The organism is Pseudomonas sp. FSL W5-0299 (assembly GCF_005930655.1).
In the GTDB taxonomy this organism is placed as follows: domain Bacteria; phylum Pseudomonadota; class Gammaproteobacteria; order Pseudomonadales; family Pseudomonadaceae; genus Aquipseudomonas; species Aquipseudomonas mandelii.
Genome location: NZ_RXHX01000006.1, coordinates 1 through 26,149, shown reverse-complemented (window position 1 = coordinate 26,149; position 26,149 = coordinate 1). Strand labels below are relative to the sequence as shown.

Genomic DNA, 26,149 nt, shown 5'->3' with positions numbered 1-26,149 from the left:
TTTCAGGGGCTAAAAGTCCTTTTTCCTTAGGGGTGAAACACCTTGGCCAAGATTCTAGTGGTTACATCCGGCAAGGGTGGTGTGGGTAAGACCACCACCAGCGCCGCTATCGGTACCGGCCTCGCACTGCGCGGCCACAAAACAGTGATCGTCGACTTCGACGTCGGTTTGCGTAACCTCGACCTGATCATGGGTTGCGAGCGCCGTGTGGTGTATGACTTCGTCAACGTTGTGAACGGCGAAGCCAACCTGCAACAAGCCCTGATCAAAGACAAACGCCTGGAAAACCTCTACGTCCTGGCCGCCAGTCAGACCCGCGACAAAGACGCGCTGACCGTGGAAGGCGTGGAAAAAGTCCTGATGGCGTTGAAAGAAGACTTCGAATACGTGGTCTGCGACTCTCCGGCCGGCATCGAGAAAGGCGCCCACCTGGCCATGTACTTCGCTGATGAAGCGATTATCGTGACCAACCCGGAAGTGTCCTCGGTACGTGACTCGGATCGCATGCTGGGCCTGCTGGCCAGCAAATCCCGTCGCGCCGAAAACGGCGAAGACCCGATCAAGGAACACTTGCTGCTGACCCGCTACAACCCGCAGCGCGTCAGTGACGGCGAAATGCTGGGTGTCGAAGACGTCAAGGAAATCCTGGCGGTTGCCCTGCTGGGTGTCATCCCGGAATCCCAAGCGGTACTCAAGGCTTCCAACTCGGGCGTGCCGGTGATTCTCGACGACCAGAGCGACGCCGGTCAGGCGTACAGCGATGCAGTCGATCGTCTGCTGGGCAAGGAAAAGCCGCATCGATTTATCGATATCACGAAGAAGGGCTTCTTCGAGCGCCTGTTTGGAGGTAGATAATGAATCTTTTTGACTTCTTTCGTGCCAGCAAAAAGGTCAGCACCGCGTCGGTAGCGAAAGAGCGTCTACAGATCATCGTGGCGCATGAACGCGGCCAACGCAGTACGCCGGACTACTTGCCAGCCTTGCAGAAGGAACTGGTGGAAGTGATCCGCAAGTACGTCAATATCGGGTCCGACGACGTGCATGTCGCGCTGGAAAACCAGGGCAGCTGCTCGATCCTGGAACTCAATATCACCCTGCCGGATCGCTAGTCGGTCCAGCGGGAGCCACGGCGGCTCAGGCCCTTACGCTTTTGTAGGAGCGGAACTTGCTCGCGAAGCAGGCAACTCGGTGTATCTGATAGACCGAGATGATGTGTTCGCGAGCAAGCTTCGCTCCTACGGATGCGGGGGCCTGAGTCGCCGTTGGCGTTTGTTACGAGGCTGTTTTAATGCCGTTGTCCAACATCCGCATCATTCATCAGGACGCCGCCGTACTGGTGGTGGATAAACCGACCCTGCTGCTCTCTGTCCCTGGCCGGGCCGATGACAACAAGGACTGCCTGATCACCCGCCTGCAAGAAAACGGCTACCCGGAAGCGCGAATCGTCCATCGCCTGGACTGGGAAACGTCCGGCATCATCCTGTTGGCCCGTGACCCGGACACTCATCGCGAGTTGTCTCGGCAATTTCACGACCGCGAAACCGAAAAAGCCTACACAGCCCTGTGCTGGGGACAACCGGAACTGGACAGCGGCAGCATCGACCTGCCCTTGCGCTACGATCCGCCGACCAAGCCTCGCCACGTGGTGGACCACGAGTTCGGCAAACACGCCCTGACCTTCTGGCGAGTGCTGGAACGTTGTGGCGACTGGTGCCGCGTCGAACTGACGCCGATCACCGGCCGTTCCCACCAGCTACGCGTACACATGCTTTCCATCGGCCACCCGCTGCTGGGTGACGGGCTCTACGCCCACGAACAGGCCCTGGCCGCCTGGCCACGCCTGTGCCTGCACGCCAGCATGCTCAGCTTCACCCATCCGCAAACCGGTGAACGCTTGCGCTTCGAATGCCCCGCACCGTTTTAAGCACTGCCTGACACGCAGTCGCCTGCTTTAGCAAAAGGATCCCCATCCCGATGAGCTTTACCGAATTCCCGGCAACACCGGTCAAGAAAACCCGACACCAACTGCTGTACCTGATCTACGGCAACCAGGACGTTTACCGGCGCGAAGCCAAGTTCAGTATCTTGACCGCGCTGTCCCACGCGAAGAACGGCAAGCTCCCGAGCATCCGAATCCTCACGGATCGTCCTCAGGACTACGCCGGCTGGCCGGTCGAAACGGTCATGCTGACCCAGGAAACCCTGACCCTGTGGCAAGGCGAAAACGGCTATCACCATCGTCGCAAGGCCTGCGCGATTGCCGCCGGCCTGCAGCTTGCTGAAAAAACCCTCTTCGTCGACACCGACACGCTGTTCACCAGCGACCCGAACCTGATTTTCAACCAGATTCAGCCGCAGCACTACTTGATGGATCGCTTCGAGTACGACTGGCAGGACGTGTGTGAACGTCCCGACTATGTGAAGCTCGGCGGTTGCCTGCAGGCTCACGGCGTCAGCGCGGACAATGGTTTCAAGCTGTACAACAGCGGATTGTGCGGCGTGACCGACGGAGATGGCGCCTTGTTCGAAGAGTCGATCACGCTCATCGACGAATGGACCCGGGACGGCTTCGACATCCACACCATCGAGCAGATCGCCCTGTCGTTCGCCATGCGCGACAAACCGGTTCATGAAGCGAAAAAATACATCTATCACTACTTCGCGGAAAAACGCTTTTTCCATGCGATGCAAGCGTATTTCTTTTCTCAGCATGGCGAGCGGTTCAGCCAGGAGCTGGTCGAACTGTGCCAGGACGTGCCGCGGGTCAAACCCTTCCCATCGGCCTGGCAGCGCCTGAAAATCAAATGGAAGCTGCGTAACCAGAGTGGCGCCCTACGCAAAGTCGGCCGCGATCTGCTTTACGGCAGCGCGGCACCCGATCATCCGTACTACACGGCCTGCCGCCACGAATGGTGGGAATGTGCCTCGCGGGAGATCCTTCGCTGGGACAAGGATCAACAGAAAAAGCTGCTGGAGACTCATCAGAACGCCTGGCCCCCGCAATTGCCCAAGCCAGAAAAGCCAGAAGATGAGCGGATTATCATGAAGTACCTGAAAAAGCGGGTAGAGGCTGCCAGCTGACGTGACCGGTTCACGTCATGCCCAAAGGCCTCGGCCAATACGTTAAACTCCCGCCCACTGCTGTCTGGAGCTTCTTATGCGCGAAGAGTTGAACCAAGGCCTGATCGACTTCCTCAAGGCCTCCCCTACCCCGTTCCATGCCACTGCCAGCCTCGTTCAGCGTCTGGAAGCGGCGGGTTTTGTGCGCCTTGACGAGCGCGAGCCCTGGACCACTGAAGCCAACGGTCGTTACTACGTCACCCGCAATGACTCGTCGATCGTCGCCATCAAGATGGGACGGCATTCACCGCTGCATGGCGGCATTCGCCTGGTCGGCGCCCACACCGACAGCCCGTGCCTGCGGGTCAAACCCCAGCCGGAATTGCAGCGCCAGGGTTTCTGGCAACTGGGCGTCGAAGTCTACGGCGGTGCGCTGCTGGCGCCGTGGTTTGACCGCGACTTGTCCCTGGCCGGCCGCGTGACGTTCCGCCGCGACGGCAAGGTCGAGAGCCAACTGATCGACTTCAAGGCGCCGATCGCCACCATCCCGAACCTGGCGATCCACCTCAATCGTGAAGCCAATATGGGTTGGGCCATCAACGCCCAGACCGAACTGCCCCCGATCCTCGCGCAATTTGCCGGTGACGAGCGTGTGGACTTCCGCGCCGTGCTCACCAATCAGCTGGCGCTGGAACATGGCCTGAATGCCGACGTGGTGCTCGACTACGAGCTGAGCTTCTACGACACTCAGAGCGCCGCCATTATCGGTTTGCATGGCGACTTCATCGCGGGCGCGCGCCTGGACAACTTGCTGTCGTGCTATGCCGGCCTGCAAGCCTTGCTGACCGCGGAAACCGACGAAACCTGCGTGCTGGTGTGCAACGACCACGAAGAAGTCGGTTCCTGCTCGGCGTGCGGGGCCGATGGTCCCATGCTCGAGCAAACCTTGCGTCGCCTGCTGCCTGAAGGTGACGAATTCGTGCGCACCATTCAGAAATCCTTGCTGGTCTCGGCCGACAATGCCCACGGCGTGCACCCCAACTATGCGGAAAAGCACGACGCCAACCACGGCCCGAAACTCAACGCCGGCCCGGTGATCAAGGTCAACAGCAACCAGCGCTACGCCACCAACAGCGAAACCGCCGGGTTCTTCCGCCATCTGTGCATGGCCGAAGAAGTGCCGGTGCAAAGCTTCGTGGTGCGCAGCGACATGGGCTGCGGCTCGACTATCGGCCCGATCACCGCCAGCCACCTGGGCGTGCGCACCGTGGACATCGGCCTGCCGACGTTCGCCATGCACTCGATCCGTGAACTGTGCGGCAGCCACGACCTGGCCCACCTGGTCAAAGTGCTGAGCGCGTTCTACGCCTGCCAGGAATTGCCGTAATTTCGCGCCAATGAATGGCCGGAATGCTATCTGTGGCGAGGGAGCTTGCTCCCGCTCGACTGCGCAGCAGTCGCAACCCCCGGTGAATGCGTGCTGTCTGAAAGATCGCGATAGCTGGGTTTGGGGTTGCTTCGCAACCCAGCGGGAGCAAGCTGCCTCGCCACAATGATCGCGCCGCATTCATGATTGATCTCTGACCACCGGTCGCCCAAAAGCCACCTAGACTTAAGCTATCCCCTTCGACAAGGCAGTCACCCATGATCTCGATGTCTTCATTCCATGCCATGCTGATCCCCATTCTCGCCGGGATGATCTTGCTGGCAATCGGCTTCAACTTCCGCGACAAAAACGCCGGCGTGTTCGCCATGTGGATCGGCATGCTGACGATCCTTGCCACCGTGGTGTTCAAGATCCTCGCCAAACTCAACGAATAAATCCTGCCCCTGGCTCGCATTGATTTTGACGGGCTCGTACACTCGGCCGATCCGTCCCCCCCGAGGTTGACCGCCTAGTGTTCGCTCGTCTTTTCGCCCTGCCGTGTTTCTTCCTTGTCTGCCTGATGACGCTGCTGCCGATGGCGCCTGCCCAGGCGGTCGGTTTGCCGGGCTTGCTCAACAGTTCGGCCAAGGCCCAGCCAGAAGCGCAAGAACCGCTGGGCCAATCACTGGACGAAGTCATCAAGTCGCTGGAGAACGATCAGCAGCGGAGCAAACTGCTGGCGGACCTGAAAAAGCTGCGCGACGTCACCAAAAAAGCTCAGCCGGCCGCCGAAGAAGGCGTGCTCGGCCTGATCGGCGGCACACTGGCCACCTTCGAAAAACAGTTTTCCGGTGCCGACAGCCCGCTCACGCGCTGGTCCGAAGAATTTGACCTGGCCAAAGACGAACTGACCGCGCTGATGCTGCCGGCCAACGAGTGGCTGCCGATCATCTTTGCCTTCGCCATGATTCTGATGGTCTGGAGCCTGCTGGCCGCTGCGCTGATCTGGGTCAGTCACCGGGTGCGCATGCGCTTCGGCCTCACCGAAGAACTGCCGCAACACCCCAAGGCCCTGGACATGTTGCGCTTCGCCCTGCGCAAACTCGGGCCGTGGCTGATTGCCTTGGTCATCACGGTCTACATGAGCTATGCCCTGCCCTCATCCTTGGGCAAAAGCCTGGCCATGGTGCTGGCCTACGCGCTGGTGGTCGGCACCTGCTTTTCGGCGATCTGCGTGATCGCGTTTTCCTTGCTCGACGGCCCGCATCGTCACCGGGCCTTGTACATCCTGCGCCATCAAGCCTTTCGACCGTTGTGGCTGATCGGCAGTTTCGCCGCATTCGGTGAAGCACTGAGCGATCCGCGCCTGGTCGCCAGCCTGGGCAGTCACCTGGCCCACTCCGCCGCCACCGTCGCCAACGTCCTGGCGGCGCTGTCCACCGGGCTGTTCATCCTGCGTTTCCGCCGCCCCATCGCCCACCTGATCCGCAACCAGCCGTTGTCCCGACGTCTGACGCGTCGCGCGCTCAGCGACACCATCGAGATTCTCGGCACCTTCTGGTACGTGCCCGCGCTGGTGCTGGTGGGCATCTCGCTGTTCGCCACCTTCGTCTCGGCGGGCGACACCAGCACCGCATTGCGCCAGGCGCTGATCTGCACCGTGCTGCTGGTGTTGTGCATGGTCATCAACGGCCTGGTTCGTCGTCATTCGCTTAAACCGCAAAAGGGTGTGAAGCGTCATGCGCTGTATTCAGAGCGTCTGAAAAGTTTCTTCTACACCCTCGCCCATCTCGTGGTCTGGCTGGTCTTCATCGAACTGGGCCTGCGGGTCTGGGGCATGTCGCTGATTGCCTTCACCGAAGGCGAAGGCCATGAAGTCAGCGTCAAACTGTTCAGCCTCGCCGGTACGCTGATTTTTGCCTGGCTGATCTGGATCCTCAGCGACACCGCGGTGCACCACGCCCTCACCCGCTCGCGCAAAGGCCTGGCCAACGCCCGCGCGCAGACAATGATGCCGCTGATCCGCAACGTGCTGTTCGTGGCGATTTTCATCATTGCGCTGATCGTCGCGCTGGCGAACATGGGCATGAACGTCACGCCACTGCTGGCCGGTGCCGGCGTGATCGGCCTGGCCATCGGTTTCGGTGCGCAGTCGCTGGTCGCGGATTTGATCACCGGCCTGTTCATCATCATCGAAGATTCCCTGGCTATCGATGACTACGTGGATGTCGGCGGCCACCTCGGCACTGTCGAAGGCCTGACCATCCGCACCGTTCGCCTGCGGGACATCGACGGCATTGTCCATACCATTCCGTTCAGCGAAATCAAAAGCATCAAGAACTACTCCCGGGAATTCGGCTACGCGATCTTCCGGGTGGCGGTGCCCGCCAGCATGGACATCGACGAGGCGATCAAGCTGATGCGCGAAGTCGGCCAGAAAATGCGCGCCGACCCGCTGCAACGGCGCAATATCTGGTCGCCACTGGAGATTCAGGGTGTCGAAAGTTTCGAGTCGGGCAACGCGATTCTTCGGGCGCGGTTCAAGACTGCACCGATCAAGCAGTGGGAAGTTTCACGGGCGTTCAATCTGTCGCTGAAGCGGCATCTGGATGAGGCCGGGATGGACCTGGCGATGCCGCGAATGAGTGTGCAGGTGATTACGGCCGGTGGTGGGCCGCAGAAGGACGTATCTGCTACTTGATTGATAGGGTGGCTGTGAGGACGCCATCGCGAGCAGGCTCACTCCTACATTTGAAATGCATTCCAATGTAGGAGTGAGCCTGCTCGCGATGGGAGCGACGCGGTCTCCCTGGCTAAACCACATCCACCCCGACATGAATCGCATCATGCCGCCAAAACTCCAGGTCGCAATCGATCAACCGCTCGTGCTGATCGTAGTTGACCCGAGCAATCCGCAACCCCGGGCTCCCCACCGACACCCGTAACGCTGCCGCCGCATCCACCGACAACGCCGTCGGCACGATCTCGAAACGCACCCGACCGTAGTGCAAGTCGTAATGCCTGGCGTACAACTCGGTGATCGACTGATTCAGATCGAACTCCAGAATCCCCGGAAAGTACTGCGGATTCAGGTAGTGCTCCACATAGAGCACCAGCCGCTCATCAATGCGCCGCGCCCGGCAGATCTGAATCACGCTGGACAACGCCGGCAACTGCAACCACGCACACACCGCCGCCGACGCCGGTTGCAACCGCGCCGAAATCACCTCGGTGGACGGCACCCGCCCCTGCGCACTGACCATCGCGTGAAAGTGACTGCGCTGCATCAAGTTGTAAGCCAGGCGCGGTGGCGACACGAACCAGCCACGGCGTTCCTCCCGATAAATCTGCCCTTGAGCTTCCAGTTGCAACAAGGCTTCACGCACGGTGATACGCGTGGTGCCGAACAACTCACTGAGCTTGCGCTCGGCCGGCAGTTTGCTCCCGGGCGCCAACAGGCCATGGTCGAGCTGTTCTTGCAGAACCTGCCCGATGGCTGTCACCGCTTTGGTTGTCTCGATGCGCATCAACGTTACCTATCTGGACTAGACCAGCACTGTTTCGGGGCAGAACCGTGATTCAAACTGGCTCCATCAACTCCCTGCAAGCCTAGGCACTGCTTGTGACTGGCAGATGACAAAGCCGCCGAACGGTTGCGCCAGACACCTGCAAATTCACGGCCAAGTCCTTTCGTATCAGCCCTTTAGCCATGGTCTACGCTTACTCGCAAGCCTGAGCATCACCGCTCGAAAAATATAGGCCGACCGATCGTCGACATCAAAATGTCATCAGCGGCGCCTAAATTGGCTCAGGTATTGCTGACCTAGACCAACACAACCGCAATCGCAGCGTTGAAAACGCCCAAAGGAGCTTCGGATGAAAAAGCTTTTCCTGGCATCACTGTTAGGCTCGACCATTGCCATGTGCAGCGCCGCCATGGCCGCTGATGATATGAAAACCCTGGAAGCCGCTGCGAAAGCGGAAGGTGCGGTCAATAGCGTCGGCATGCCCGATGACTGGGCCAACTGGAAAGGCACCTGGGCAGACCTGGCCACGAAATACGGCTTGAAACACATCGACACCGACATGAGCTCGGCGCAGGAAATCGCCAAGTTCGCCGCCGAGAAAGACAACGCCAGTGCCGACATCGGCGACGTCGGCGCAGCCTTCGGCCCGATCGCGGTCAAACAAGGCGTGGTGCAACCCTACAAGCCAAGCACCTGGGACCAGATCCCGGACTGGGCCAAGGACAAGGACGGCAACTGGGCACTGGCGTACACCGGCACCATCGCGTTCATCATCAACAAGAAGCTGCTGCACGGTTCCGAAGCTCCGACCAAGTGGGCGGATCTGAAAACCGGTAAATACAAGGTGTCGATCGGTGACGTGAGCACCGCCGCCCAGGCCGCCAACGGTGTACTGGCCGCCGCACTGGCCAACGGTGGCGACGAAAAGAACCTGCAGCCAGCGTTGTTGCTGTTCGCAGATATCGCCAAGCAGGGCCGCCTGTCCATGGCCAACCCGACCATCGCCACGATGGAAAAGGGTGAAATCGAAGTCGGCGTAGTCTGGGATTTCAACGGCCTGAGCTACAAGGCCAAGATGGCGAACCCCGATGACTACGTGGTGCTGATCCCTTCCGACGGTTCGGTGATTTCCGGCTACACCACCATCATCAACAAATACGCGAAGAACCCGAACGCCGCCAAGCTGACCCGCGAATACATCTTCAGCGATGCCGGTCAGATCAACCTGGCGAAAGGTAATGCCCGTCCAATCCGCGCCGAGCACATCAAGCTGCCGGCTGACGTCCAGGCCAAGCTGCTGCCAAACGAGCAATACAAAAAGGTCACGCCGATCAAAGACGCGGATGCGTGGGAAAAGACTTCCAAGGCTTTGCCGCAGAAGTGGAACGAAGAAGTCCTTGTTGAAATGAAATAACCCTGTAGCCCGACTTCTGTCGGGCTGATGGAGATCCAAATGCAGGAGCGAGCCTGCTCGCGAAAAGCGGACTGACATTCAACACCTGTGTTGACTGACTCGACGCCTTCGCGAGCAGGCTCGCTCCCACAGTGGACCGTGGTGAATTCAAGTTTTATGAATGTCTGTTTCGCGGAGTTTTTGCCCCTATGAAGCACAACGTCATCCTTGTCGTGCTCGACGGCCTCAATTATGAAGTCGCGCGCCACGCCTTGGGGCACCTGCAGGCTTACGTCGGCGCAGGACGCGCGGCACTCTACAAACTGGAGTGCGAACTGCCGGCCCTGTCCCGACCGCTTTACGAATGCATCCTCACCGGCGTCCCGCCCATCGAGAGCGGCATCGTCCACAACAACGTCGCGCGCCTGTCCAACCAGCGCAGCATTTATCACTACGCCACGGATGCCGGCCTGACTACCGCCGCCGCGGCCTATCACTGGGTCAGCGAGTTGTATAACCGCTCGCCGTTCGAGGCCGCCCGGGATCGTCACACCGACAACCCCGACCTGCCGATCCAGCACGGTCACTTCTACTGGAACGATCACTACCCGGATTCGCACCTGTTCGCAGACGCTGAAAACCTGCGTCTGCGCCACGCGCCCAACTTTTTGTTGATCCACCCCATGAACATCGACGACGCCGGGCACAAGCACGGCCTCGACACCCCGCAATACCGCAACAGTGCCCGCTCGGTGGACATTATCCTGGCCGACTACCTGCAAACCTGGCTCGACGCCGGCTACCAAGTGCTGGTGACCGCCGACCACGGCATGAACAACGACCGCTCGCACAACGGCCTGCTGGCGGAAGAACGGGAAGTGCCGCTGTTTGTCCTGGGCGATGCCTTCAGCTTCAACGCCAGCGCCGCGCCCAAACAGACTGACATCTGCGGCACGGTCTGCGAACTGCTGGGCGTGGCCCACGACAAACCTGTCTGCCGGGAGCTGCTCAAGTGAATGCCATGACCCGTGGTAAATGGCTGGCAGCGTTGTGCCTGGTGCCTTTCGCTCTGTTTTTTATCGTGTTCGAGATCGCGCCGCTGGTCTGGGTAATGATCAACAGCCTGCAATCGGAAGAGTTCGGCTGGGGCCTGGCCAACTTCACCAAGATCTTCAATTCGAAGTTCTATCTGCAAGCGATCCAGTACAGCCTCGAGATCAGTTTCTGGTCCAGCGTATTCGGGATCATCATCGCGGTGCTCGGCGCCTATTCCCTGCGCCGGGTCGACTCGAAACTGCGTAACTTCGTGAATGCTTTCGCCAACATGACCAGCAACTTCGCCGGCGTGCCCCTGGCCTTTGCCTTCATCATTTTGCTGGGGTTCAACGGCAGCTTCACCATCATGCTCAAGCAGGCCGGGATCATTCAGGACTTCAACCTGTATTCGAAGACCGGGCTGATCATTCTCTACACCTACTTCCAGATTCCATTGGGCGTGCTGCTGCTTTATCCGGCGTTCGATGCCTTGCGCGAAGACTGGCGTGAGTCCGCCGAACTGCTCGGCGCCAACGGCTGGCAGTTCTGGCGCCACATCGGTTTGCCGGTGCTGACCCCTGCGCTGCTCGGCACTTTCGTGATTTTGCTGGCCAACGCGCTTGGCGCCTACGCCACGGTTTACGCGCTGACCACCGGCAACTTCAACGTACTGCCGATCCGCATCGCGGCGATGGTGTCCGGCGACATTTCCCTGGATCCGAACCTGGCCAGCGCGCTGGCCGTGGTACTCGTGGCGTTGATGACCCTGGTGACCATCGTGCATCAGCTGCTGTTGAAGAGGAGCTACCATGTCTCGCGCTGAACTGGGCCCCGCCGGTGTCTATCACCGGGTGGTGGTGTACGTGCTGTTTGCCATTCTGTTGTTGCCGCTGGCCGGGACGTTGATCTACTCGATCGCCAGCAGCTGGTCGGCGACCATTCTACCGAGCGGCTTTACCTTCAAGTGGTACATCCAGCTGTGGAGCGATCCGCGCTTTCTGCATGCCTTCGGGCAGTCGCTGCTGGTGTGCGTCGGCGCGTTGATTCTGTCGGTGGTGCTGATTCTGCCGCTGCTGTTCGTGGTGCATTACCACTTCCCCAAACTCGATGCGCTGATGAACATCCTGATCCTGCTGCCCTTCGCGGTGCCGCCGGTGGTGTCCTCGGTGGGGCTGTTGCAGCTCTACGGTTCCGGGCCATTTGCGATGGTCGGTACGCCGTGGATTCTGATCGGCTGCTACTTCACCATCGCGCTGCCGTTCATGTACCGGGCGATCACCAACAACCTGCAAGCGATCAACCTGCGCGACCTGATGGACGCCGCGCAACTGCTCGGCGCCAGCACCTGGCAAGCCGCGTTCCTGGTGGTGCTGCCGAACCTGCGCAAGGGGTTGATGGTGGCATTGCTGCTGTCGTTCTCGTTCCTGTTCGGTGAATTCGTGTTCGCCAACATCCTGGTCGGCACCCGCTACGAAACCTTGCAGGTCTACCTCAACAACATGCGTAACAGCAGCGGCCACTTCACCAGTGCGCTGGTGATTTCCTACTTCTTCTTTGTGCTGGTTCTGACCTGGGCGGCCAATATCTTGAACAAGGACAAAAGCGAATGAGCTATGTCAGCGTCCAACATCTTCAAAAAAATTACGCGGGCACCACCGTCTTCAGCGACATCAACTGCGAAATCCAGAAAGGTGAGTTCGTCACCCTCCTCGGCCCGTCCGGTTGCGGCAAGTCCACGCTGTTGCGTTGCATCGCCGGCCTGACGTCGGTGGATGGCGGCAAGATTCTGCTGGAGGGCGTCGATCTGGTTCCGATGAGCCCACAGAAACGCGGGATTGGCATGGTGTTCCAGAGTTATGCACTGTTCCCCAACATGACCGTGGAGCAGAACATCGCCTTCGGTCTGCGCATGCAAAAGGTCAACGCCGACGACAGCCAGAAGCGTGTCGCCGAAGTGCTGAAACTGGTGGAGCTCAATGACTTCGCCGCGCGCTACCCGCATCAATTGTCGGGCGGCCAGTGCCAGCGCGTGGCCCTCGCCCGCTCATTGGTTACCCGTCCGCGGCTGTTGTTGCTGGACGAACCGCTGTCGGCCCTCGATGCGCGGATTCGCAAGCATCTGCGCGAACAGATCCGTCAGATCCAGCGTGAACTCGGTCTGACCACGATCTTCGTCACACACGATCAGGAAGAAGCCCTGACCATGTCTGACCGGATTTTCCTGATGAATCAGGGAAAGATCGTACAGAGCGGCGACGCCGAAACCCTCTACACCGCGCCCGTGGATGTGTTTGCCGCCGGTTTCATCGGCAACTACAACCTGCTGGACGCCGACAGCGCCTCGAAACTGCTGCAACGGCCGATCAACCACCGCATCGCGATTCGCCCGGAAGCCATCGAGCTGAGCCTCAATGGCGAGCTTGATGCGCAAGTACGCAGCCACAGTTTGCTGGGCAACGTGATTCGCTATCGGGTCGAAGCCCGGGGCGTGGAATTGGTGGTGGATGTGCTGAACCGCTCGGCGGCCGATCTGCACCCCGATGGTCAGCGCCTGGCACTTTCCATCGATCCGACTGCCCTGTGTGAAGTAGCTTGAAAACAGCTGCAAGCTGCAAGCTGCGAGCGACAAGTTGTAAACTGCTCACCACCTCAATCACTTCTTGCGGCTTGAAACTTGCCGCTTGAAGCTGTTCTCGGAGAGAACCGCACTAATGGCCTTGGCAATTTTTGATCTGGACGAAACCCTGATCCACGGCGACTGCGCCACCCTCTGGAGCGCGCAAATGGGCCGCCTGGGCTGGGTCGATCCCGAGTCGTTCATGCGTCAGAACAACGAACTGATGGACGCTTACAGCCACGGCAAACTGCGCATGGAGGAGTACATGACCTTCAGCCTGGAGCCGATGATCGGGCGCACACCGGAAGAGGTCGAGCATTTGGTCGGGCCTTGGGTGGAAGACTTCATCGAGCCGATCATCTTCAGTGACGCCACCAAAGCCATCGCCGCCCATCGCAAGGCCGGTGACCGGATTCTGGTGATCTCGGCCTCGGGCACGCACCTGGTCAGGCCGATTGCCGACCGTCTGGGCATCGACGAGATTCTCGCCATCGAACTGGAAGTGACGCATGGCGTTTATAGCGGTCAGACCGTCGGCACCCTGACCTACCGCGAAGGCAAGATCGTCCGGTTGCTGGAGTGGCTGGATGCGGAAGAGGAGAATCTGGAAGGTGCGAGTTTCTATTCCGACTCGCGTAACGATTTACCGCTGCTATTGAAGGTGGATTTCCCACACGTGGTGAACCCGGATCCGGTGTTGCTTGAGCACGCCGAAAAAGCCGGCTGGCCAATCCATATCTGGAAGTAACCGATACCCCTGTAGGAGCGCCGCCCGCTCGCTCCTACAGGTTCAGTGTGTCCTTCAGGTCAGGCTTGGGTCGATTATCAGGACCAGCTTCCCCGCCACCTTATTACTCGCCAACTCCGCAAACGCCGCTTCGGCGTCCTTGATCGGGTAGGTCTTCGCCAACTGGGGACTCAACCGCCCTTCAGCAAACAACGGCCACACATGCTGGCTCAAATCACTGAACAAATCCGCCTTGAACTGCTCATCGCGACTGCGCAACGTCGAGCCCAGCAGTTGCACGCGCTTGGCCAGAACCTGCGCCAGATCCAGGTTCGCATCACGACCGCCCATCAAGCCGATCAGCACCCAGCGACCATCCAGAGCCAGCATTTTCAGGTTCAGCGCGGCGTAGTTGCCGCCGACCGGATCGAGAATCACATCGAACGGTCCCAGGTCGCGCAAGCTGTCCAGGTCGCCCGTGCGCACCACCCCCCCCTGCGCACCCAGCGCTTCGCAATAAGCCAGACGCTCGGCGGAACCGACGCTGACCCAGCACGGGTTGCCAAAGGCCTTGCATAGCTGAATGGCCGCTGAACCGATTCCACTTGCTCCGGCGTGCAGAAGAACTTTCTCACCCGGTTTGAGCGCAGCGAGTTGAAACAAATTCAGCCAGACGGTCGCGTACACTTCCGGCAACGCCGCCGCCTCGGCCAGGGACAAACCTTCGGGGACCGGCAGCACATGCCGTCCGTCGACAACTACCTCTTCGGCCATCCCGCCCCCGGCCAGCAAGGCGCAGACCCGATCGCCGACTTGCCAGGACGAGCCCGGGCCGACTTCGCTGATCACCCCCGAACACTCAAGACCCAGTACCTGACTGGCTCCCGGCGGTGGCGGATAAAGCCCTGCTTTCTGTAACAAATCGGCGCGATTGAGGCCTGCTGCCGCCACTCGAATCCGAACTTGTCCTACATCGCATGTAGGACTGGGCTCTTCAACCCACTCCACTTGACCTTCCACGCCTTGCAATGCTTTCACAGTGCCTCCATAGTGAGTCTGGACTGAGCCCGTAGCTGTAGCGCCGGGCTTTCTTGCATTATGTGACCGGCCCTTTGTGGAACCGGCGACTTCAAAGACGGCCTAATATGCGTGATCAATTGTCTCCGCGTCGAATCAGCATGAAGCATTTTTTCCCCAGCACCGCCCTAGCCCTATTCATTGGTATCGGCCTGTTGCCGATGTCGAGCAATACATTCGCAGCCAATAGCTGGGACAAGCTTCAGCCTGATCGTGACGAAGTGATCGCCAGCCTGAACGTCGTCGAACTGCTCAAGCGCCATCACTACAGCAAGCCGCCGCTCGATGACGCGCGCTCCGTGATCATCTATGACAGCTACCTCAAGCTGCTGGATCCGTCGCGCAGCTACTTCATGGCCAGCGACATTGCCGAATTCGACAAGTGGAAGACCCAGTTCGACGACTTCCTGAAAAGCGGCGATCTCAACGCCGGGTTCACCATCTACAAGCGCTACCTGGACCGCGTCAAAGCGCGTCTGGACTTCGCCCTTGCCGAGCTGAACAAGGGCGTCGACAAAATCGACTTCAACACCAAGGAAACCTTGCTGATCGATCGCAAGGACGCCCCTTGGCTCAAGTCCACCGCAGAACTCGACGACCTGTGGCGCAAACGCGTCAAGGACGAAGTCTTGCGGCAGAAGATCGCGGGCAAGGATTCCAAGCAGATTCAGGAAACCTTGACCAAGCGCTACAAAAACCAGTTGGCGCGCCTGGACCAGACCCGTGCGGAAGATATCTTCCAGGCGTACATCAACACCTTCGCCATGTCCTACGACCCGCACACCAACTATCTGTCGCCGGATAACGCGGAAAACTTCGACATCAACATGAGCCTGTCCCTCGAGGGCATCGGCGCCGTGTTGCAGAGCGATAACGACCAGGTGAAAGTCGTGCGCCTGGTGCCTGCCGGCCCGGCCGACAAGACCAAACAGGTTGCACCGGCCGACAAGATCATCGGCGTTGCCCAAGGCAACAAAGAGATGGTCGACGTGGTCGGCTGGCGCCTGGACGAAGTGGTCAAGCTGATCCGTGGTCCGAAAGGCACCGTGGTGCGCCTGGAAGTGATTCCGGCCAGCAATGCGCCAAACGACCAGACCAGCAAGATCGTGCCGATCACCCGCGAAGCGGTGAAGCTTGAAGACCAGGCAGTGAAGAAGTCGGTGCTCAACCTGAAACAGGATGGCAAGGACTACAAGCTCGGCGTCATCGAGATCCCGGCCTTCTACCTCGACTTCAAGGCGTTCCGTGCTGGCGATCCGGATTACAAGAGCACCACTCGCGACGTCAAGAAACTGCTGACCGAGCTGCAGAAAGAGAAAGTCGACGGCGTGGTCATCGACTTGCGCAACAACGGCGGCGGCTCTCTGCAGGAAGCCACCGAGCTGACCAGTCTGTTCATCGACAAAGGTCCGACCGTGCTGGTGCGTAATGCCGACGGCCGTGTCGATGTGCTGGAAGATGAAAACCCGGGCGCATTCTACAAAGGCCCGATGGCGTTGCTGGTCAACCGCTTGTCCGCCTCGGCTTCGGAGATTTTTGCCGGCGCCATGCAGGACTACCACCGTGCACTGATTATCGGTGGCCAGACCTTCGGTAAAGGCACCGTGCAGACCATTCAGCCGTTGAACCATGGCGAGCTGAAACTGACCCTGGCCAAGTTCTACCGGGTTTCCGGCCAGAGCACCCAGCATCAGGGCGTACTGCCGGACATCGATTACCCGTCGATCATCGACACCAAGGAAATCGGCGAAAGCGCCCTGCCGGAAGCCATGCCGTGGGACACCATCCGCGCGGCCATCAAGCCGGCGGCCGACCCTTTCAAACCGTACATCACGCAGCTCAAATCCGAGCATGACGTGCGCACGGCCAAAGACGCCGAATTCGTGTTCATTCGCGACAAGCTGGCCTTGGCCCAGAAGCTGATGACGGAGAAAACCGTCAGCCTCAATGAAGCCGATCGCCGTGCGCAACACGCCGATATCGAAGCCAAGCAACTGGTGATGGAAAACATCCGTCGCAAGGCCAAGGGCGAAGAGCCGCTCAAAGAGCTGAAGAAAGAAGACGAAGACGCCATCGCGGCCGAGCCGGACAAGACCAAGCCAGAAGACGATGCCTACTTGAGCGAGACCGGGCGGATTCTGTTGGACTACCTGAAACTCAACACCGCGGTCGCCAAGCACTAAAATGATGGCAATTTAATGCTGACGCTCCCCGGAGCGTCATCAAACAGTCATCATTCTGTCGTGAAATAAAGGACTGGGAGCTCATGGCTCCCAGTCCTTTTTTTATCGCCAGAGATCGCCATGACCACCACCGAACAGCTGAGTGCATTGAGTTCCATTCTGGCTCAAAGCGGTTTGCACAGCCTGTTCCAGCCGATCATTTCCGTCTCTGAGCGACGCATTGTCGGCTTCGAAGCCCTCACTCGCGGCCCCTCGAACAGTCCGCTGCACTCCCCCATCGCATTGTTCGCGGTTGCCCGCCAGGCCGGTCGCTTGAGCGAGCTGGAAATCGCCTGCCGTGAAAGTGCCTGCCGACGCTTCAATGAACAACAGCTGCCGGGCAAACTGTTTCTCAACGTCTCTCCGGAATCCCTGTTGGAGGCCGCTCACCAACCGGGTCGCACCCTGCAATTGCTGCAGGACTTCGGCATCCCGCCGAGCCAGGTGGTGATCGAACTCACCGAACAGACCCCGACCGACGACTTCCAGTTGCTGCAAAATGCCCTGCATCACTACCGGGCGATGGGTTTTTCCATTGCGCTCGATGATCTGGGGGCAGGTTATTCGAGTTTGCGGCTCTGGTCCGAGCTGCGGCCGGATTACGTGAAAATCGACCGGCACTTTATCGATGGCATTCACCAGGATGCCCTCAAACGTGAATTCGTCGGCTCGATCCTGCAAATCGCCAAAGCCTCACGGGCACAAGTGATCGCCGAAGGCATCGAATTGCCGGAAGAACTCGCGGTGTTGACCGAGATGGGCGTCGATCTGGTGCAAGGCTACTTGCTGTGTCGGCCTCAAGAGCATCCACCTCGCGACGCCCGAGTCTTGATGCCAAAACGGGAAAGCACAGCAGTGGCTTTGAATGATGACGCCAGTGACCTCAGCGCCTTGCTCAACGACCAACCGGCCGTGGCCAGGGACACACCGACGGCCACGGTGCTGGAAGCCTTCCGCCGCCAGGCCAACCTGAACTCACTGGCGGTGCTTGACGAGCAAGGCCATCCCTGCGGCATCGTCCATCGGCATTCGCTCTCGGACGCACTGCTCAAGCCCTTTGCTACCGACCTGTTCGCACGCAAGCCCATCAGCCGCTTGATGAACGACGACTTCCTCGCCGTCGAGATGAGCCAGTCACTGCAACAAGTCAGTCGCTTGATCACCAGCCGCGCGCGCCAGCGCATCGAGGAGGACTTCATCATCACCCTCAACGGCGGCTATCTGGGTCTGGGCCGGGTGATCGATGTACTCAAGCTGATTACCGAACTGAAAATCCAGCAGGCCCGCTACGCCAACCCGCTGACCCTGTTGCCAGGCAACGTGCCCATCCAGCAATGCCTGACGCGGCTGCTGCAACAGGAACGGGAGTCGGTGATCTGTTACGTCGACATCGACAGTTTCAAACCCTTCAACGACATCTATGGCTACGGCCGTGGGGACGAAGTCCTGCTGTGTCTGGCTCAATGCCTGAACGATCGGGTGGACCCGGCCCGCGACTTCGTTGGCCATATCGGCGGGGATGACTTCCTGCTGGTGCTCGGCCCGGAAGACTGGCGCAAACGTCTGAACCAGTTACTGGACGACTTCCACAGCCAGTGCCGACGCTTCTACCGCAGCGAACACCTGGAAGCCGGCTGCTTTATCGCACCGAATCGCCAAGGCATGCGCCAGGAGTTTCCACTGCTGTCATTGTCGATCGGCGTCGTGCATTTACACCCACAGGCCTGTGGACAACTCGATGCGAGCCAGTTGGCAGAGATGGCTTCGCAGGCCAAGCATCACGCGAAGAATGTGGCGGGGTATAGCGTGTATGTGATTGATAGTTTGGCGGTGCCGGTGCAAAACGAGGATTTGATCATCGGGCAGCGGTGATTGAACGGACGCCTTCGCGGGCAAGCCTCGCTCCTACAGGGGTTTTTGTCGTTCGCAACTATTGTGGACTACCCATCTCCCGTAGGAGCGAGGCTTGCCCGCGAAGAGGCCAGACCACACAACAAAAATCTCTGGATTCAATCCGCTACTGACCACGCCCCCAGCCGCCGCCCAACCACATCCAGCACATCCAGCACATCACAGCCATCGCGCAACGGAATGGCGCAGAGCAACGCGAAGTCGCTGAGGATCATGGAATCGCATTCAACTGAACCGCGCATGGAGAGGTTCTCCAGCACTTGGGTGACGGCTCGGATTCGGTAGCGGGCGGCGTCGGTCAGAATATCGAGTGGCGCATGGGTGTCGACGAACAAGGTGGGCATGTCGCTGCAGTTGCTTGTCAGCGCCATGAAGCGGTTTTTCGGATGGGAAACTGGCTTTTCGTAGGGTGGATCAGGATGAAGTGTTGGCATTTGAGACCTTCCGATGACAATGGGAGCTGCCAAAAACCTTCCTACAGGCTTGGGTGGCAGCTATACGCGGGGTAGGAATACCGAGCATCGGAGACTCGACCACGCCGAAGCGTGCCCGCGCACAGCCGCCGCAATAGATGTTACGGACGCACATTAACGGCCGCAAATCAGGTTTCGACGCTTACGCAATACCGATGCCGAAAGGGTTCCTACACCCCACCACTGAGTGTTCAGTGACCATCAAAGGCTATCGGGTGAACTTCCTTCGCACCAGTTCATGAAAGCCGCCACAACTCGAAGGAAATCTCCGATGGTTTTCCACAGCATTAAACGCGCAGCACTTTGCGGGGGAATAATCAGGAAAGAAGTCAGGAGAAGCTGAGAACTGCGTAGGGTAAATCCCTGATCAGCCATGACTGGCTACAAAAACCACCCACGCCTACTTCGCGTCCTCCCGAGACGCCAGCTCTTTAAGCTTCATCTCAGCCAACGGATGCCCCGCCTTCGCCGCCATCTCCCAGAATCTCGCCGCTTCCACCGGATCCGGCGCCTTGCTCGGCGTCCCCGCCAAACTGATCACTCCCACCTGATACGCCGCTTTGCCATCCCCCGCCAAAGCCGCCAGGCGCAGCAATCGCACACCCTCCTCGCGAGCCCCAAGGCCAACGCCACGAAAGGTCAGGATGTGGCCATAGAAGCTTTGCGCGCCGACATCACCCAGATTGGCCATCCGTGCGAACTGGCCTTCGAGCCAACTCCAGCCGCGGGGCTGTCGCACGAACCACGACCAGTGAAACAACCGGCGGGCCAGCCAGTAACTGGCCCGTGCCTTGAGGCGTAAAAACACTCAGGCCTCCGCCGATTCCGGGTATTCGTATTCGAACACGCGCACCACTTCCGAAGCGTGCCATGAGGCGGCGGCGACACCGTCGGACGGTCCCGAGAAACGCCCCAGACGCTCGACACATTCGAAGAAACCGGTGCGTGGCAGGCGGCTGGCACCCTGGCTGATCACCAGCGAGCTGCGCAGCGGCTGCTCGGCCTTGGCGTCCAGCGCAGCCAGATGCTCCAGCGCAGCGGTGAGGGTTTGCATGGCCGGCGTGGGCAACTGCAAACGTTCAAGCAAGGCTCGATAAGTCAGCAGATGCCGTTGGCGGCGGGCCTGATCCAGCTCACCCAACAACCCGTCCCAATGTTGACGACTGATGCGGACGCTCACGATTCATCCCTCCACCCTGGCACCGTCAGTTCCCAGGCCAGACTGCGGCGAATTGCAGCGTCGGGTAGACGCTCGCCACTTTCGATCAGGGCCAGATAAGACGGGCTGATGCCTACCGTGCGGGCCAGCGCCTCGATGGCGATGCCCTTCCCTTCGCGCAAACTGCGTAGTTGATCCAGACCTGGAAGAATCGGGTCTGATGATGTGGCTTGACGCGCCGGCGTGTCGGGCGCCGGTTGTTGGTTGATGCCTGCTGCTTTCAGTAGAGCCTGGTACTGAGCCCACGGCAAAACCGCGTATTCGGGCTCGCCTTCGCGTGTGATTATCTGAATATCCATGACTTCCCCGTAGGACAACGACACTTAGCGAGTCGGCACTTTTCCCTAGAAGTGTAATCCTAACAGCGGCCACGGTCGCGGGGGGTATGAATATAAGGACGATCCTCAATCGAATCAGGTTTTTTTCGGGCCTTGAAGCTGAAGTTGCTCAGGTGTATCGGGGAGCCGCTCCACCACCGCAAGCTTCTCCGGCAACTGACGTTTGCGCCAGGCACGGAACGCATTGAGTTCATCGTCGAGGACCTTCATCAACCAGGCCAGCACGGCAATGTCATCCAGCATGCCGAATACCGGGATGAAGTCGGGGATCGCATCCACCGGACTGAGGAAGTACATCAGGCCGGCCACCACCGAGATCAGCGCCTTCGGGCTGATGGCGCGGTACTCCCCACGCCAGTAGGCCAGGCACAGTGCCTGCATCAGGCGCAGATCGTCTTTGAGTTTGCCCAATCGGTTGCCCTGACTGGCCCCTTTGCTGGCGACGGCGAACAGCAGGGTCGGCAAACGTCCACGGGCAAGCAGGCGTCCGGCGAGTGGCAGGAAACGAGCGAAATTCCAAGGTGCTTTCATCATTCCTCCCGCTGAAATGTTATCCACACAAATTGTGGATAACCTTGTGAACAGAGCTATATTTCACGGCTGAAAGCCCCGTTTCATAAGGGCTCAACTCAGATCGGGCGTTTTTTACTCACATAAAAAAACCCAAGATTTCATTGACTTGGCGCGCCGGCGCGGCTAGCACGGCGTCCTCAATGGCTATGACTGCACCGTACAGCATCCGTTCGCTTTGTTTACCCTCGCTGAACGCCAGATGCAACAACGCCCCGCATAAAGCGAGGCGTTGTTTTTTAAGCAGACGCTGATTACTTGGCGGCGTCTTCTTTTGCTGGATCCTTGATCGCCAGCAGTTCCAGGTCGAATACCAGCACCGAGTTGGCTGGAATCGCCGGGCTTGGGCTTTGGGCGCCGTAGGCCAGCTCGCTAGGAATGTACAGCTTGTACTTCTCGCCAACGTGCATCAGTTGCAGGCCTTCGACCCAACCCGGAATCACGCCGCTGACCGGCAGATCGATCGGGCTGCCACGGTCGACGGAGCTGTCAAAGGTAGTGCCGTCGGTCAGCTTGCCGGTGTAGTGAACAGTCACTACGTCGGTCGGCTTTGGCTGTGCGCCATCAGCTTTCTTGACCACTTCGTATTGCAGGCCCGAAGCAGTGGTGGTGACACCCGCTTTCTTGGCGTTTTCTTCGAGGAATTTCTTGCCGGCGGCTGCCGACTCTTCGCTCATTTTGGCCATACGCTCTTCAGCACGCTTCTGCAGTGCTGCGAAGGCTTCGACCAGTTCTTCATCCTTCAGCTTCTGTTCTTTCTTGCCGACGGCGTCTTCGATGCCTTGGGCTACGGCTTTGGAGTCCAGGTCATCCATGCCTTCCTGAGCCAGGCTCTTGCCCATGTTCAGGCCAATCCCGTAGGAAGCTTTTTGCGCCGGGGTTTTCAGCTCTACGCTGGTCTGCGAGTCACAACCCGCAAGTACCAGGCTAACCAGGGCCACCGCCGCCGCCAACCGATGCTGTTTCATGCTATTTCCTTGTTCATGCGCCTAAAGGGCAATCGAGTAAAGCCGCGAGCTTATCAGGCGGCCACGACCAATGGCTACCGGCATGAGAGCAGGAAACTTCTGATAAGTTCAGGTGTTTTAACGCATTTCGGGATTGCAGCGATGAAGCTTCTGTCATCTTGGGCCTTACAGAGACGAATACCGGATCCCACAGCATCTGGCGTAATGGCCACTTGCCGCACCTCAAGCACTGAGGCATAAGAGAGCTACAAAATCGACAAGGATGTTTATCTTGCGCCTCTTATTCCGCCTGCTGGTGTTGTTCGCTGTGCTGCTGGGGCTGGGCCTCGCCGTGGTGCTGTACTACGTCGCCAACCCGAAATTGCCGACCTGGTCCCCCGCACAACAGGTGCATTACCTGGAACAGTGGAGCGCCGCCGACCGCCAGACTTACTACTTCACCCCCCAGGGCACTCAGGTCAAAGGCTTGCGCTATGACTGGTTCAAGGAACTCGAACTGCCCTTCTCGGAACATCGCTTCGCCGCCCCGGAATACCTCGCACGCTTTGGTTTCCTGATCGACCCCGAGCAGAAAGCCACACCGAACAACCCTGCCAACTTGCCCGTGGGGTTTGCCCGCCATCAAAACCCCGGCAGCCAGGAGGAGTTCCTCGACATCACCTGCGCCGCCTGCCACACCGGTGAATTGCGTTTCAATGGCCAGGCCGTGCGGATCGACGGCGGTTCGGCGCAGCATGTCCTGCCTTCCAGTGTTCCTACACTACGCGGTGGCAGTTTCGGACAAGCACTTGTCGCCAGTCTGGTCTCGACTTATTACAACCCGTGGAAATTCGAACGTTTCGCCCGCAACGTGCTGGGCGAGGACTACGACACCCGCCGCCAACAGTTGCGCCAAGACTTCAAAGCCTCCCTCAATACGTTCGTGAAAGTGGCCTGGAACGATACCCATCGCGGGCTCTATCCGACCGAGGAAGGCCCCGGCCGCACCGACGCTTTCGGGCGCATTGCCAATGCCAGCTTCGGCGATGCGATTTCACCTGATAATTACCGCGTGGCGGATGCGCCGGTGGACTACCCGCAACTGTGGGACATGTGGACCTTCGACTGGGTGCAATGGAACGGTTCGGCGCAGCAACCGATGGCCCGCAACATCGGCGAAGCGCTGGGCGTCGGTGCCACCCTGGATTTCTTCGACGCCAATGGCCAGCCGCTCAAAGGTGACGAGCGCTATCCGTCGAGTGTCCGCTTGCGCGACTTGCACCAGATCGAACAAACCCTGCAACGGCTCAAACCACCGGCCTGGCCCGAAGCGCTGCTCGGCGCTGTCGATAAGCCTCTGGCCGTCAAAGGTCGCGAATTGTTCAGCGAAAACTGCGCCGGTTGCCACGTGCCTCGATCGGTCCAGACCAACGGGCGTTGGGTGCAACACCTGAAAATGCTGCCGGTGGATTACATCGGCACAGACCCGGGCGCGGCCAATAACATCGCCGACCATCGTTTCGACCTCAGCGCCTTGCAATGGGACCCGGCGGAGCTGGCGAAACTGGATGTGCAGTTGCAGCCGCCGCCCGCCGAACCGCTGGACATGAGCAAACTCTCGTCAGCCAAAGGCCTGGCCTACGTCACCGCTTTCGTCGGAAACCGTGCTTATCGCGAGGCGAAAATCCCCGAGGCCGAGCGTCCGGAGATGGATGGCTTCGGCCTGCCGATTGGCGTGCGTGAATTGCGCGCCTACAAGGCCCGTCCGTTGGCCGGCGTCTGGGCGACGGCGCCGTTTCTGCACAACGGTTCGGTGCCAAGCATCTATCAACTGCTCTCGCCCCAGGATGAACGCGCAACGACCTTCTTCAAAGGCACGTTCGAGTACGACCCCAGGCACCTGGGCTATCGCACCGAGGCCTTTACCAATGGCTTCAAGTTCGACACGCGCATCACCGGCAATCACAACAGTGGCCACGAATTCCGTGCTGGCAAGTTGGGTAACGGCGTCATCGGTCGCCTGCTGCAACCGCAGGAGCGCTGGGCGCTGCTGGAGTATCTGAAAGTGTTGGGCGGCCCGTTGGAGGCACAATTGCCATGAGCAGACTGTGGATGTGGTTGGGCGCCTTTCTCGGCAAAACCCTGTTGTGGTTACTGGGCCTGGGAGTACTCGGCTGGGCGCTGGCCACGGCGTGGTTTGCCTGGCAGCACAGTGGACCGGTATCCGCTGAAGAACTGATCCCGAATGGCGAAGCGGCGATGACTCAGGACATCATCCAGACGGCCGTGCGCATCGTCGATCAGCACCGGGAAAGCACCCGCTACCTGCGTGATGCGCACGCCAAGGCCCATGGCTGCGTGAAGGCCGAAGTCCAGGTCCTGCCGGATCTGACGCAAGCGCTGCGTCAGGGCGTATTCAGCGAACCCGGCAAAACCTGGCAAGCGACGATGCGGCTGTCCAACGGCAATGCCTATCCACAGTTCGACAGTACCCGCGATGCCCGGGGCATGGCGATCAAGTTGCACGACGTGCCCGGCAAACAACTGCTCACCGATCAACAAAGCCGTGGCGAACAGGACTTTGTGATGTTCAGCCACCCGAATTTCTTCGTCAGCGATGTCGCCGAATACCGTCAGAATGTGGCCGCCCAGGCCGATGGCAAGAAGCTGATGGCGTTTTTCCCCGGATGGGATCCGCGCACGTGGCAGGTCCGTCATCTGTTTATCGCTTTGGCGACACTCTCCCCTGCGCCGGAAAGTCCGACGCAGACGACGTACTTTTCGGTCTCGCCCTACAAGTTCGGTAACGCCAATGCGAAGTTTCGGGTGACGCCCGCCCCTGACAGTTGCCCGGCCTACACGTTGCCGGCGCAGAACCAGAAGCTGCCGAATTTTTTACGCAATGCGCTGAATCAGCAGTTGTCGACGGATCGGGTGCCCGCGTGCTTTGTCTTGCAGATCCAGCGCCAGGATCCGGGCAAGTACATGCCGATCGAGGACACGAGTATCCAATGGAAGGAAAAGGATGCGCCGTTCGAAACCGTGGCACGGATCAGGCTGCCCGCCCAGGACTTCGACACGCCAGCGCTAAACGTGCAATGCGATAACCAATCGTTCAACCCGTGGTTCGGGCTTGAGGCTCATCGCCCGATTGGCGGGATCAACCGTCTGCGCAAGGCGGTGTACGAAGCGATCAGCGATTACCGACACAGCCGCAACGCCGAGCAATAAAGCCAAATCCCGGACAGCAAAAAGCCCGCATAAAGCGGGCTTTCTGTGTGGTGACCTGGCGTTCAGCGTTCCAGATTACCGAATGTGGTGGGTGATGACGGGATCGAACCGCCGACATTCTGCTTGTAAGGCAGACGCTCTCCCAGCTGAGCTAATCACCCTTTACCTTCGTTGCGGGGCGCATTGTGCCACAGATTTTCGTAAAGTGTTGATTTAATTGAATAAATCTTCAAAAAAATCTGAAAACCGGTGAAACAACACATTCCGCAGGAACAACAGACAGAAAAAAACCCGCGTTGAGCGGGCTTTTCCGTGGTGACCTGGCGTTCAGCATTCCAGGTTACCGAATATGGCGCAGCGGACGGGACTCGAACCCGCGACCCCCGGCGTGACAGGCCGGTATTCTAACCGACTGAACTACCGCTGCGCGTAACAC

General features: G+C 59.3%; 25 protein-coding genes and 2 tRNA genes. 17 read left to right on the top strand and 10 right to left on the bottom strand.

The window, feature by feature from the left end:
• Positions 1-42: 42 nt before the first annotated feature.
• The 7 genes from minD (at position 43) to FHL16_RS10115 (ending at position 7,127) form a co-directional block, all read left to right on the top strand.
• Positions 43-855 carry a septum site-determining protein MinD gene (minD, locus tag FHL16_RS10140; RefSeq protein ID WP_010456697.1) on the top strand — a complete coding sequence of 271 codons (813 nt, stop codon included), beginning with the start codon at positions 43-45 and terminating at the stop codon, positions 853-855.
• Positions 855-1,109 carry a cell division topological specificity factor MinE gene (gene minE, locus FHL16_RS10135; RefSeq protein WP_007898843.1) on the top strand — a complete coding sequence of 85 codons (255 nt, stop codon included), beginning with the start codon at positions 855-857 and terminating at the stop codon, positions 1,107-1,109. Before minD ends, minE begins: the two co-directional genes overlap by 1 nt.
• A gap of 179 nt (positions 1,110-1,288) precedes the next feature.
• Complete coding sequence (locus FHL16_RS10130; RefSeq protein WP_030131660.1) at positions 1,289-1,924, top strand: RluA family pseudouridine synthase; 636 nt, start codon at positions 1,289-1,291, stop codon at positions 1,922-1,924.
• A 50-nt stretch (positions 1,925-1,974) separates the two neighbouring features.
• Positions 1,975-3,081 carry a hypothetical protein gene (locus FHL16_RS10125; RefSeq protein ID WP_077748164.1) on the top strand — a complete coding sequence of 369 codons (1,107 nt, stop codon included), beginning with the start codon at positions 1,975-1,977 and terminating at the stop codon, positions 3,079-3,081.
• Between the two features lie 76 nt (positions 3,082-3,157).
• Entirely contained in the window at positions 3,158-4,447 is a 1,290-nt protein-coding gene (locus FHL16_RS10120) for a M18 family aminopeptidase (RefSeq protein WP_027922480.1), read from the top strand.
• 257 nt (positions 4,448-4,704) lie between these two features.
• Positions 4,705-4,881: a hypothetical protein gene (locus FHL16_RS34025; protein ID WP_008031437.1), complete on the top strand. Its 177-nt coding sequence runs from the start codon at positions 4,705-4,707 to the stop codon at positions 4,879-4,881.
• Between the two features lie 77 nt (positions 4,882-4,958).
• Positions 4,959-7,127 (top strand): mechanosensitive ion channel family protein, encoded by a 2,169-nt coding sequence (locus FHL16_RS10115; protein WP_077748163.1) that lies wholly within the window; start codon positions 4,959-4,961, stop codon positions 7,125-7,127.
• A 112-nt stretch (positions 7,128-7,239) separates the two neighbouring features.
• Here FHL16_RS10115 and FHL16_RS10110 read toward each other — a convergent pair whose 3' ends face one another.
• Positions 7,240-7,953 (bottom strand): UTRA domain-containing protein, encoded by a 714-nt coding sequence (locus tag FHL16_RS10110; protein WP_008030372.1) that lies wholly within the window; start codon positions 7,951-7,953, stop codon positions 7,240-7,242.
• A 349-nt stretch (positions 7,954-8,302) separates the two neighbouring features.
• On the opposite strand from FHL16_RS10110, the gene FHL16_RS10105 reads away from it, so the two are divergent.
• From FHL16_RS10105 to FHL16_RS10080, 6 genes are all read left to right on the top strand, one after another.
• A complete protein-coding gene (locus tag FHL16_RS10105; protein WP_077748162.1) occupies positions 8,303-9,367 on the top strand; it encodes an ABC transporter substrate-binding protein in 1,065 nt (354 codons plus the stop codon).
• Positions 9,368-9,555: 188 nt separating this feature from the next.
• Positions 9,556-10,362, top strand: a complete 807-nt coding sequence (locus FHL16_RS10100) for an alkaline phosphatase family protein (protein ID WP_077748161.1) — start codon at positions 9,556-9,558, stop codon at positions 10,360-10,362.
• A 5-nt stretch (positions 10,363-10,367) separates the two neighbouring features.
• Positions 10,368-11,204, top strand: coding sequence for an ABC transporter permease (locus FHL16_RS10095; protein WP_154501365.1), 837 nt, complete (start codon positions 10,368-10,370; stop codon positions 11,202-11,204).
• Positions 11,191-11,991, top strand: coding sequence for an ABC transporter permease (locus FHL16_RS10090; protein ID WP_010456724.1), 801 nt, complete (start codon positions 11,191-11,193; stop codon positions 11,989-11,991). The genes FHL16_RS10095 and FHL16_RS10090 overlap by 14 nt, the downstream gene beginning before the upstream one ends.
• Entirely contained in the window at positions 11,988-12,977 is a 990-nt protein-coding gene (locus tag FHL16_RS10085; protein WP_010456726.1) for an ABC transporter ATP-binding protein, read from the top strand. The genes FHL16_RS10090 and FHL16_RS10085 overlap by 4 nt, the downstream gene beginning before the upstream one ends.
• Positions 12,978-13,092: 115 nt before the next feature.
• The gene (locus FHL16_RS10080) at positions 13,093-13,746 is read left to right on the top strand and encodes an HAD family hydrolase (protein ID WP_077748160.1); all 654 of its coding nucleotides are present in this window, start codon (positions 13,093-13,095) and stop codon (positions 13,744-13,746) included.
• Positions 13,747-13,800: 54 nt separating this feature from the next.
• Here the strand turns inward: FHL16_RS10080 and FHL16_RS10075 are convergent, their stop codons facing one another.
• Entirely contained in the window at positions 13,801-14,763 is a 963-nt protein-coding gene (locus FHL16_RS10075; protein ID WP_077748159.1) for a zinc-binding dehydrogenase, read from the bottom strand.
• Between the two features lie 140 nt (positions 14,764-14,903).
• Here FHL16_RS10075 and FHL16_RS10070 point away from each other — a divergent pair, with 140 nt between their 5' ends.
• The gene (locus FHL16_RS10070) at positions 14,904-16,985 is read left to right on the top strand and encodes a carboxy terminal-processing peptidase (protein WP_010456732.1); all 2,082 of its coding nucleotides are present in this window, start codon (positions 14,904-14,906) and stop codon (positions 16,983-16,985) included.
• Between the two features lie 120 nt (positions 16,986-17,105).
• The gene (locus FHL16_RS10065; protein WP_077748158.1) at positions 17,106-18,896 is read left to right on the top strand and encodes a bifunctional diguanylate cyclase/phosphodiesterase; all 1,791 of its coding nucleotides are present in this window, start codon (positions 17,106-17,108) and stop codon (positions 18,894-18,896) included.
• Positions 18,897-19,033: 137 nt separating this feature from the next.
• Here the strand turns inward: FHL16_RS10065 and FHL16_RS10060 are convergent, their stop codons facing one another.
• From FHL16_RS10060 to FHL16_RS10035, 6 genes are all read right to left on the bottom strand, one after another.
• On the bottom strand, positions 19,034-19,369 hold the full coding sequence (locus FHL16_RS10060; protein ID WP_077748157.1) for a hypothetical protein: 336 nt from the start codon (positions 19,367-19,369) through the stop codon (positions 19,034-19,036).
• A 439-nt stretch (positions 19,370-19,808) separates the two neighbouring features.
• On the bottom strand, positions 19,809-20,216 hold the full coding sequence (locus FHL16_RS10055; RefSeq protein WP_077748156.1) for a sel1 repeat family protein: 408 nt from the start codon (positions 20,214-20,216) through the stop codon (positions 19,809-19,811).
• Positions 20,217-20,588, bottom strand: coding sequence for a hypothetical protein (locus tag FHL16_RS10050; RefSeq protein ID WP_003223109.1), 372 nt, complete (start codon positions 20,586-20,588; stop codon positions 20,217-20,219).
• Positions 20,585-20,926 (bottom strand): helix-turn-helix domain-containing protein, encoded by a 342-nt coding sequence (locus FHL16_RS10045; RefSeq protein WP_077748155.1) that lies wholly within the window; start codon positions 20,924-20,926, stop codon positions 20,585-20,587. The genes FHL16_RS10050 and FHL16_RS10045 overlap by 4 nt, the downstream gene beginning before the upstream one ends.
• Before the next feature lie 114 nt (positions 20,927-21,040).
• The gene (locus FHL16_RS10040) at positions 21,041-21,496 is read right to left on the bottom strand and encodes a YkvA family protein (RefSeq protein ID WP_010456751.1); all 456 of its coding nucleotides are present in this window, start codon (positions 21,494-21,496) and stop codon (positions 21,041-21,043) included.
• 293 nt (positions 21,497-21,789) lie between these two features.
• On the bottom strand, positions 21,790-22,503 hold the full coding sequence (locus FHL16_RS10035) for an FKBP-type peptidyl-prolyl cis-trans isomerase (RefSeq protein ID WP_010456752.1): 714 nt from the start codon (positions 22,501-22,503) through the stop codon (positions 21,790-21,792).
• A gap of 271 nt (positions 22,504-22,774) precedes the next feature.
• On the opposite strand from FHL16_RS10035, the gene FHL16_RS10030 reads away from it, so the two are divergent.
• Together FHL16_RS10030 and FHL16_RS10025 are read left to right on the top strand one after the other, a co-directional pair.
• A complete protein-coding gene (locus FHL16_RS10030) occupies positions 22,775-24,583 on the top strand; it encodes a di-heme-cytochrome C peroxidase (protein ID WP_077748255.1) in 1,809 nt (602 codons plus the stop codon).
• On the top strand, positions 24,580-25,713 hold the full coding sequence (locus tag FHL16_RS10025) for a catalase family protein (protein ID WP_077748154.1): 1,134 nt from the start codon (positions 24,580-24,582) through the stop codon (positions 25,711-25,713). The genes FHL16_RS10030 and FHL16_RS10025 overlap by 4 nt, the downstream gene beginning before the upstream one ends.
• Before the next feature lie 85 nt (positions 25,714-25,798).
• Here the strand turns inward: FHL16_RS10025 and FHL16_RS10020 are convergent.
• Together FHL16_RS10020 and FHL16_RS10015 are read right to left on the bottom strand one after the other, a co-directional pair.
• Positions 25,799-25,874 (bottom strand) — tRNA-Val (locus FHL16_RS10020).
• Positions 25,875-26,063: 189 nt separating this feature from the next.
• A tRNA-Asp gene (locus tag FHL16_RS10015) sits at positions 26,064-26,140 on the bottom strand.
• Between the last annotated feature and the right edge of the window lie 9 nt (positions 26,141-26,149).

What these genes read in the sequence shown, in the direction of transcription:
- FHL16_RS10035 (WP_010456752.1), bottom strand. Translation starts at nt 22,503, where the DNA reads ATGAAACAGCATCGGTTGGCGGCGGCGGTGGCCCTGGTTAGCCTGGTA.
- FHL16_RS10120 (WP_027922480.1), top strand. Translation starts at nt 3,158, where the DNA reads ATGCGCGAAGAGTTGAACCAAGGCCTGATCGACTTCCTCAAGGCCTCC.
- FHL16_RS10130 (WP_030131660.1), top strand. Translation starts at nt 1,289, where the DNA reads ATGCCGTTGTCCAACATCCGCATCATTCATCAGGACGCCGCCGTACTG.
- FHL16_RS10070 (WP_010456732.1), top strand. Translation starts at nt 14,904, where the DNA reads ATGAAGCATTTTTTCCCCAGCACCGCCCTAGCCCTATTCATTGGTATC.
- FHL16_RS10095 (WP_154501365.1), top strand. Translation starts at nt 10,368, where the DNA reads ATGACCCGTGGTAAATGGCTGGCAGCGTTGTGCCTGGTGCCTTTCGCT.
- FHL16_RS10045 (WP_077748155.1), bottom strand. Translation starts at nt 20,926, where the DNA reads ATGGATATTCAGATAATCACACGCGAAGGCGAGCCCGAATACGCGGTT.
- FHL16_RS10040 (WP_010456751.1), bottom strand. Translation starts at nt 21,496, where the DNA reads ATGAAAGCACCTTGGAATTTCGCTCGTTTCCTGCCACTCGCCGGACGC.
- FHL16_RS10085 (WP_010456726.1), top strand. Translation starts at nt 11,988, where the DNA reads ATGAGCTATGTCAGCGTCCAACATCTTCAAAAAAATTACGCGGGCACC.
- FHL16_RS10060 (WP_077748157.1), bottom strand. Translation starts at nt 19,369, where the DNA reads ATGCCAACACTTCATCCTGATCCACCCTACGAAAAGCCAGTTTCCCAT.
- FHL16_RS10065 (WP_077748158.1), top strand. Translation starts at nt 17,106, where the DNA reads ATGACCACCACCGAACAGCTGAGTGCATTGAGTTCCATTCTGGCTCAA.
- FHL16_RS10025 (WP_077748154.1), top strand. Translation starts at nt 24,580, where the DNA reads ATGAGCAGACTGTGGATGTGGTTGGGCGCCTTTCTCGGCAAAACCCTG.
- FHL16_RS10080 (WP_077748160.1), top strand. Translation starts at nt 13,093, where the DNA reads ATGGCCTTGGCAATTTTTGATCTGGACGAAACCCTGATCCACGGCGAC.
- FHL16_RS34025 (WP_008031437.1), top strand. Translation starts at nt 4,705, where the DNA reads ATGATCTCGATGTCTTCATTCCATGCCATGCTGATCCCCATTCTCGCC.
- FHL16_RS10110 (WP_008030372.1), bottom strand. Translation starts at nt 7,953, where the DNA reads ATGCGCATCGAGACAACCAAAGCGGTGACAGCCATCGGGCAGGTTCTG.
- minE (WP_007898843.1), top strand. Translation starts at nt 855, where the DNA reads ATGAATCTTTTTGACTTCTTTCGTGCCAGCAAAAAGGTCAGCACCGCG.
- FHL16_RS10100 (WP_077748161.1), top strand. Translation starts at nt 9,556, where the DNA reads ATGAAGCACAACGTCATCCTTGTCGTGCTCGACGGCCTCAATTATGAA.
- FHL16_RS10105 (WP_077748162.1), top strand. Translation starts at nt 8,303, where the DNA reads ATGAAAAAGCTTTTCCTGGCATCACTGTTAGGCTCGACCATTGCCATG.
- FHL16_RS10125 (WP_077748164.1), top strand. Translation starts at nt 1,975, where the DNA reads ATGAGCTTTACCGAATTCCCGGCAACACCGGTCAAGAAAACCCGACAC.
- FHL16_RS10090 (WP_010456724.1), top strand. Translation starts at nt 11,191, where the DNA reads ATGTCTCGCGCTGAACTGGGCCCCGCCGGTGTCTATCACCGGGTGGTG.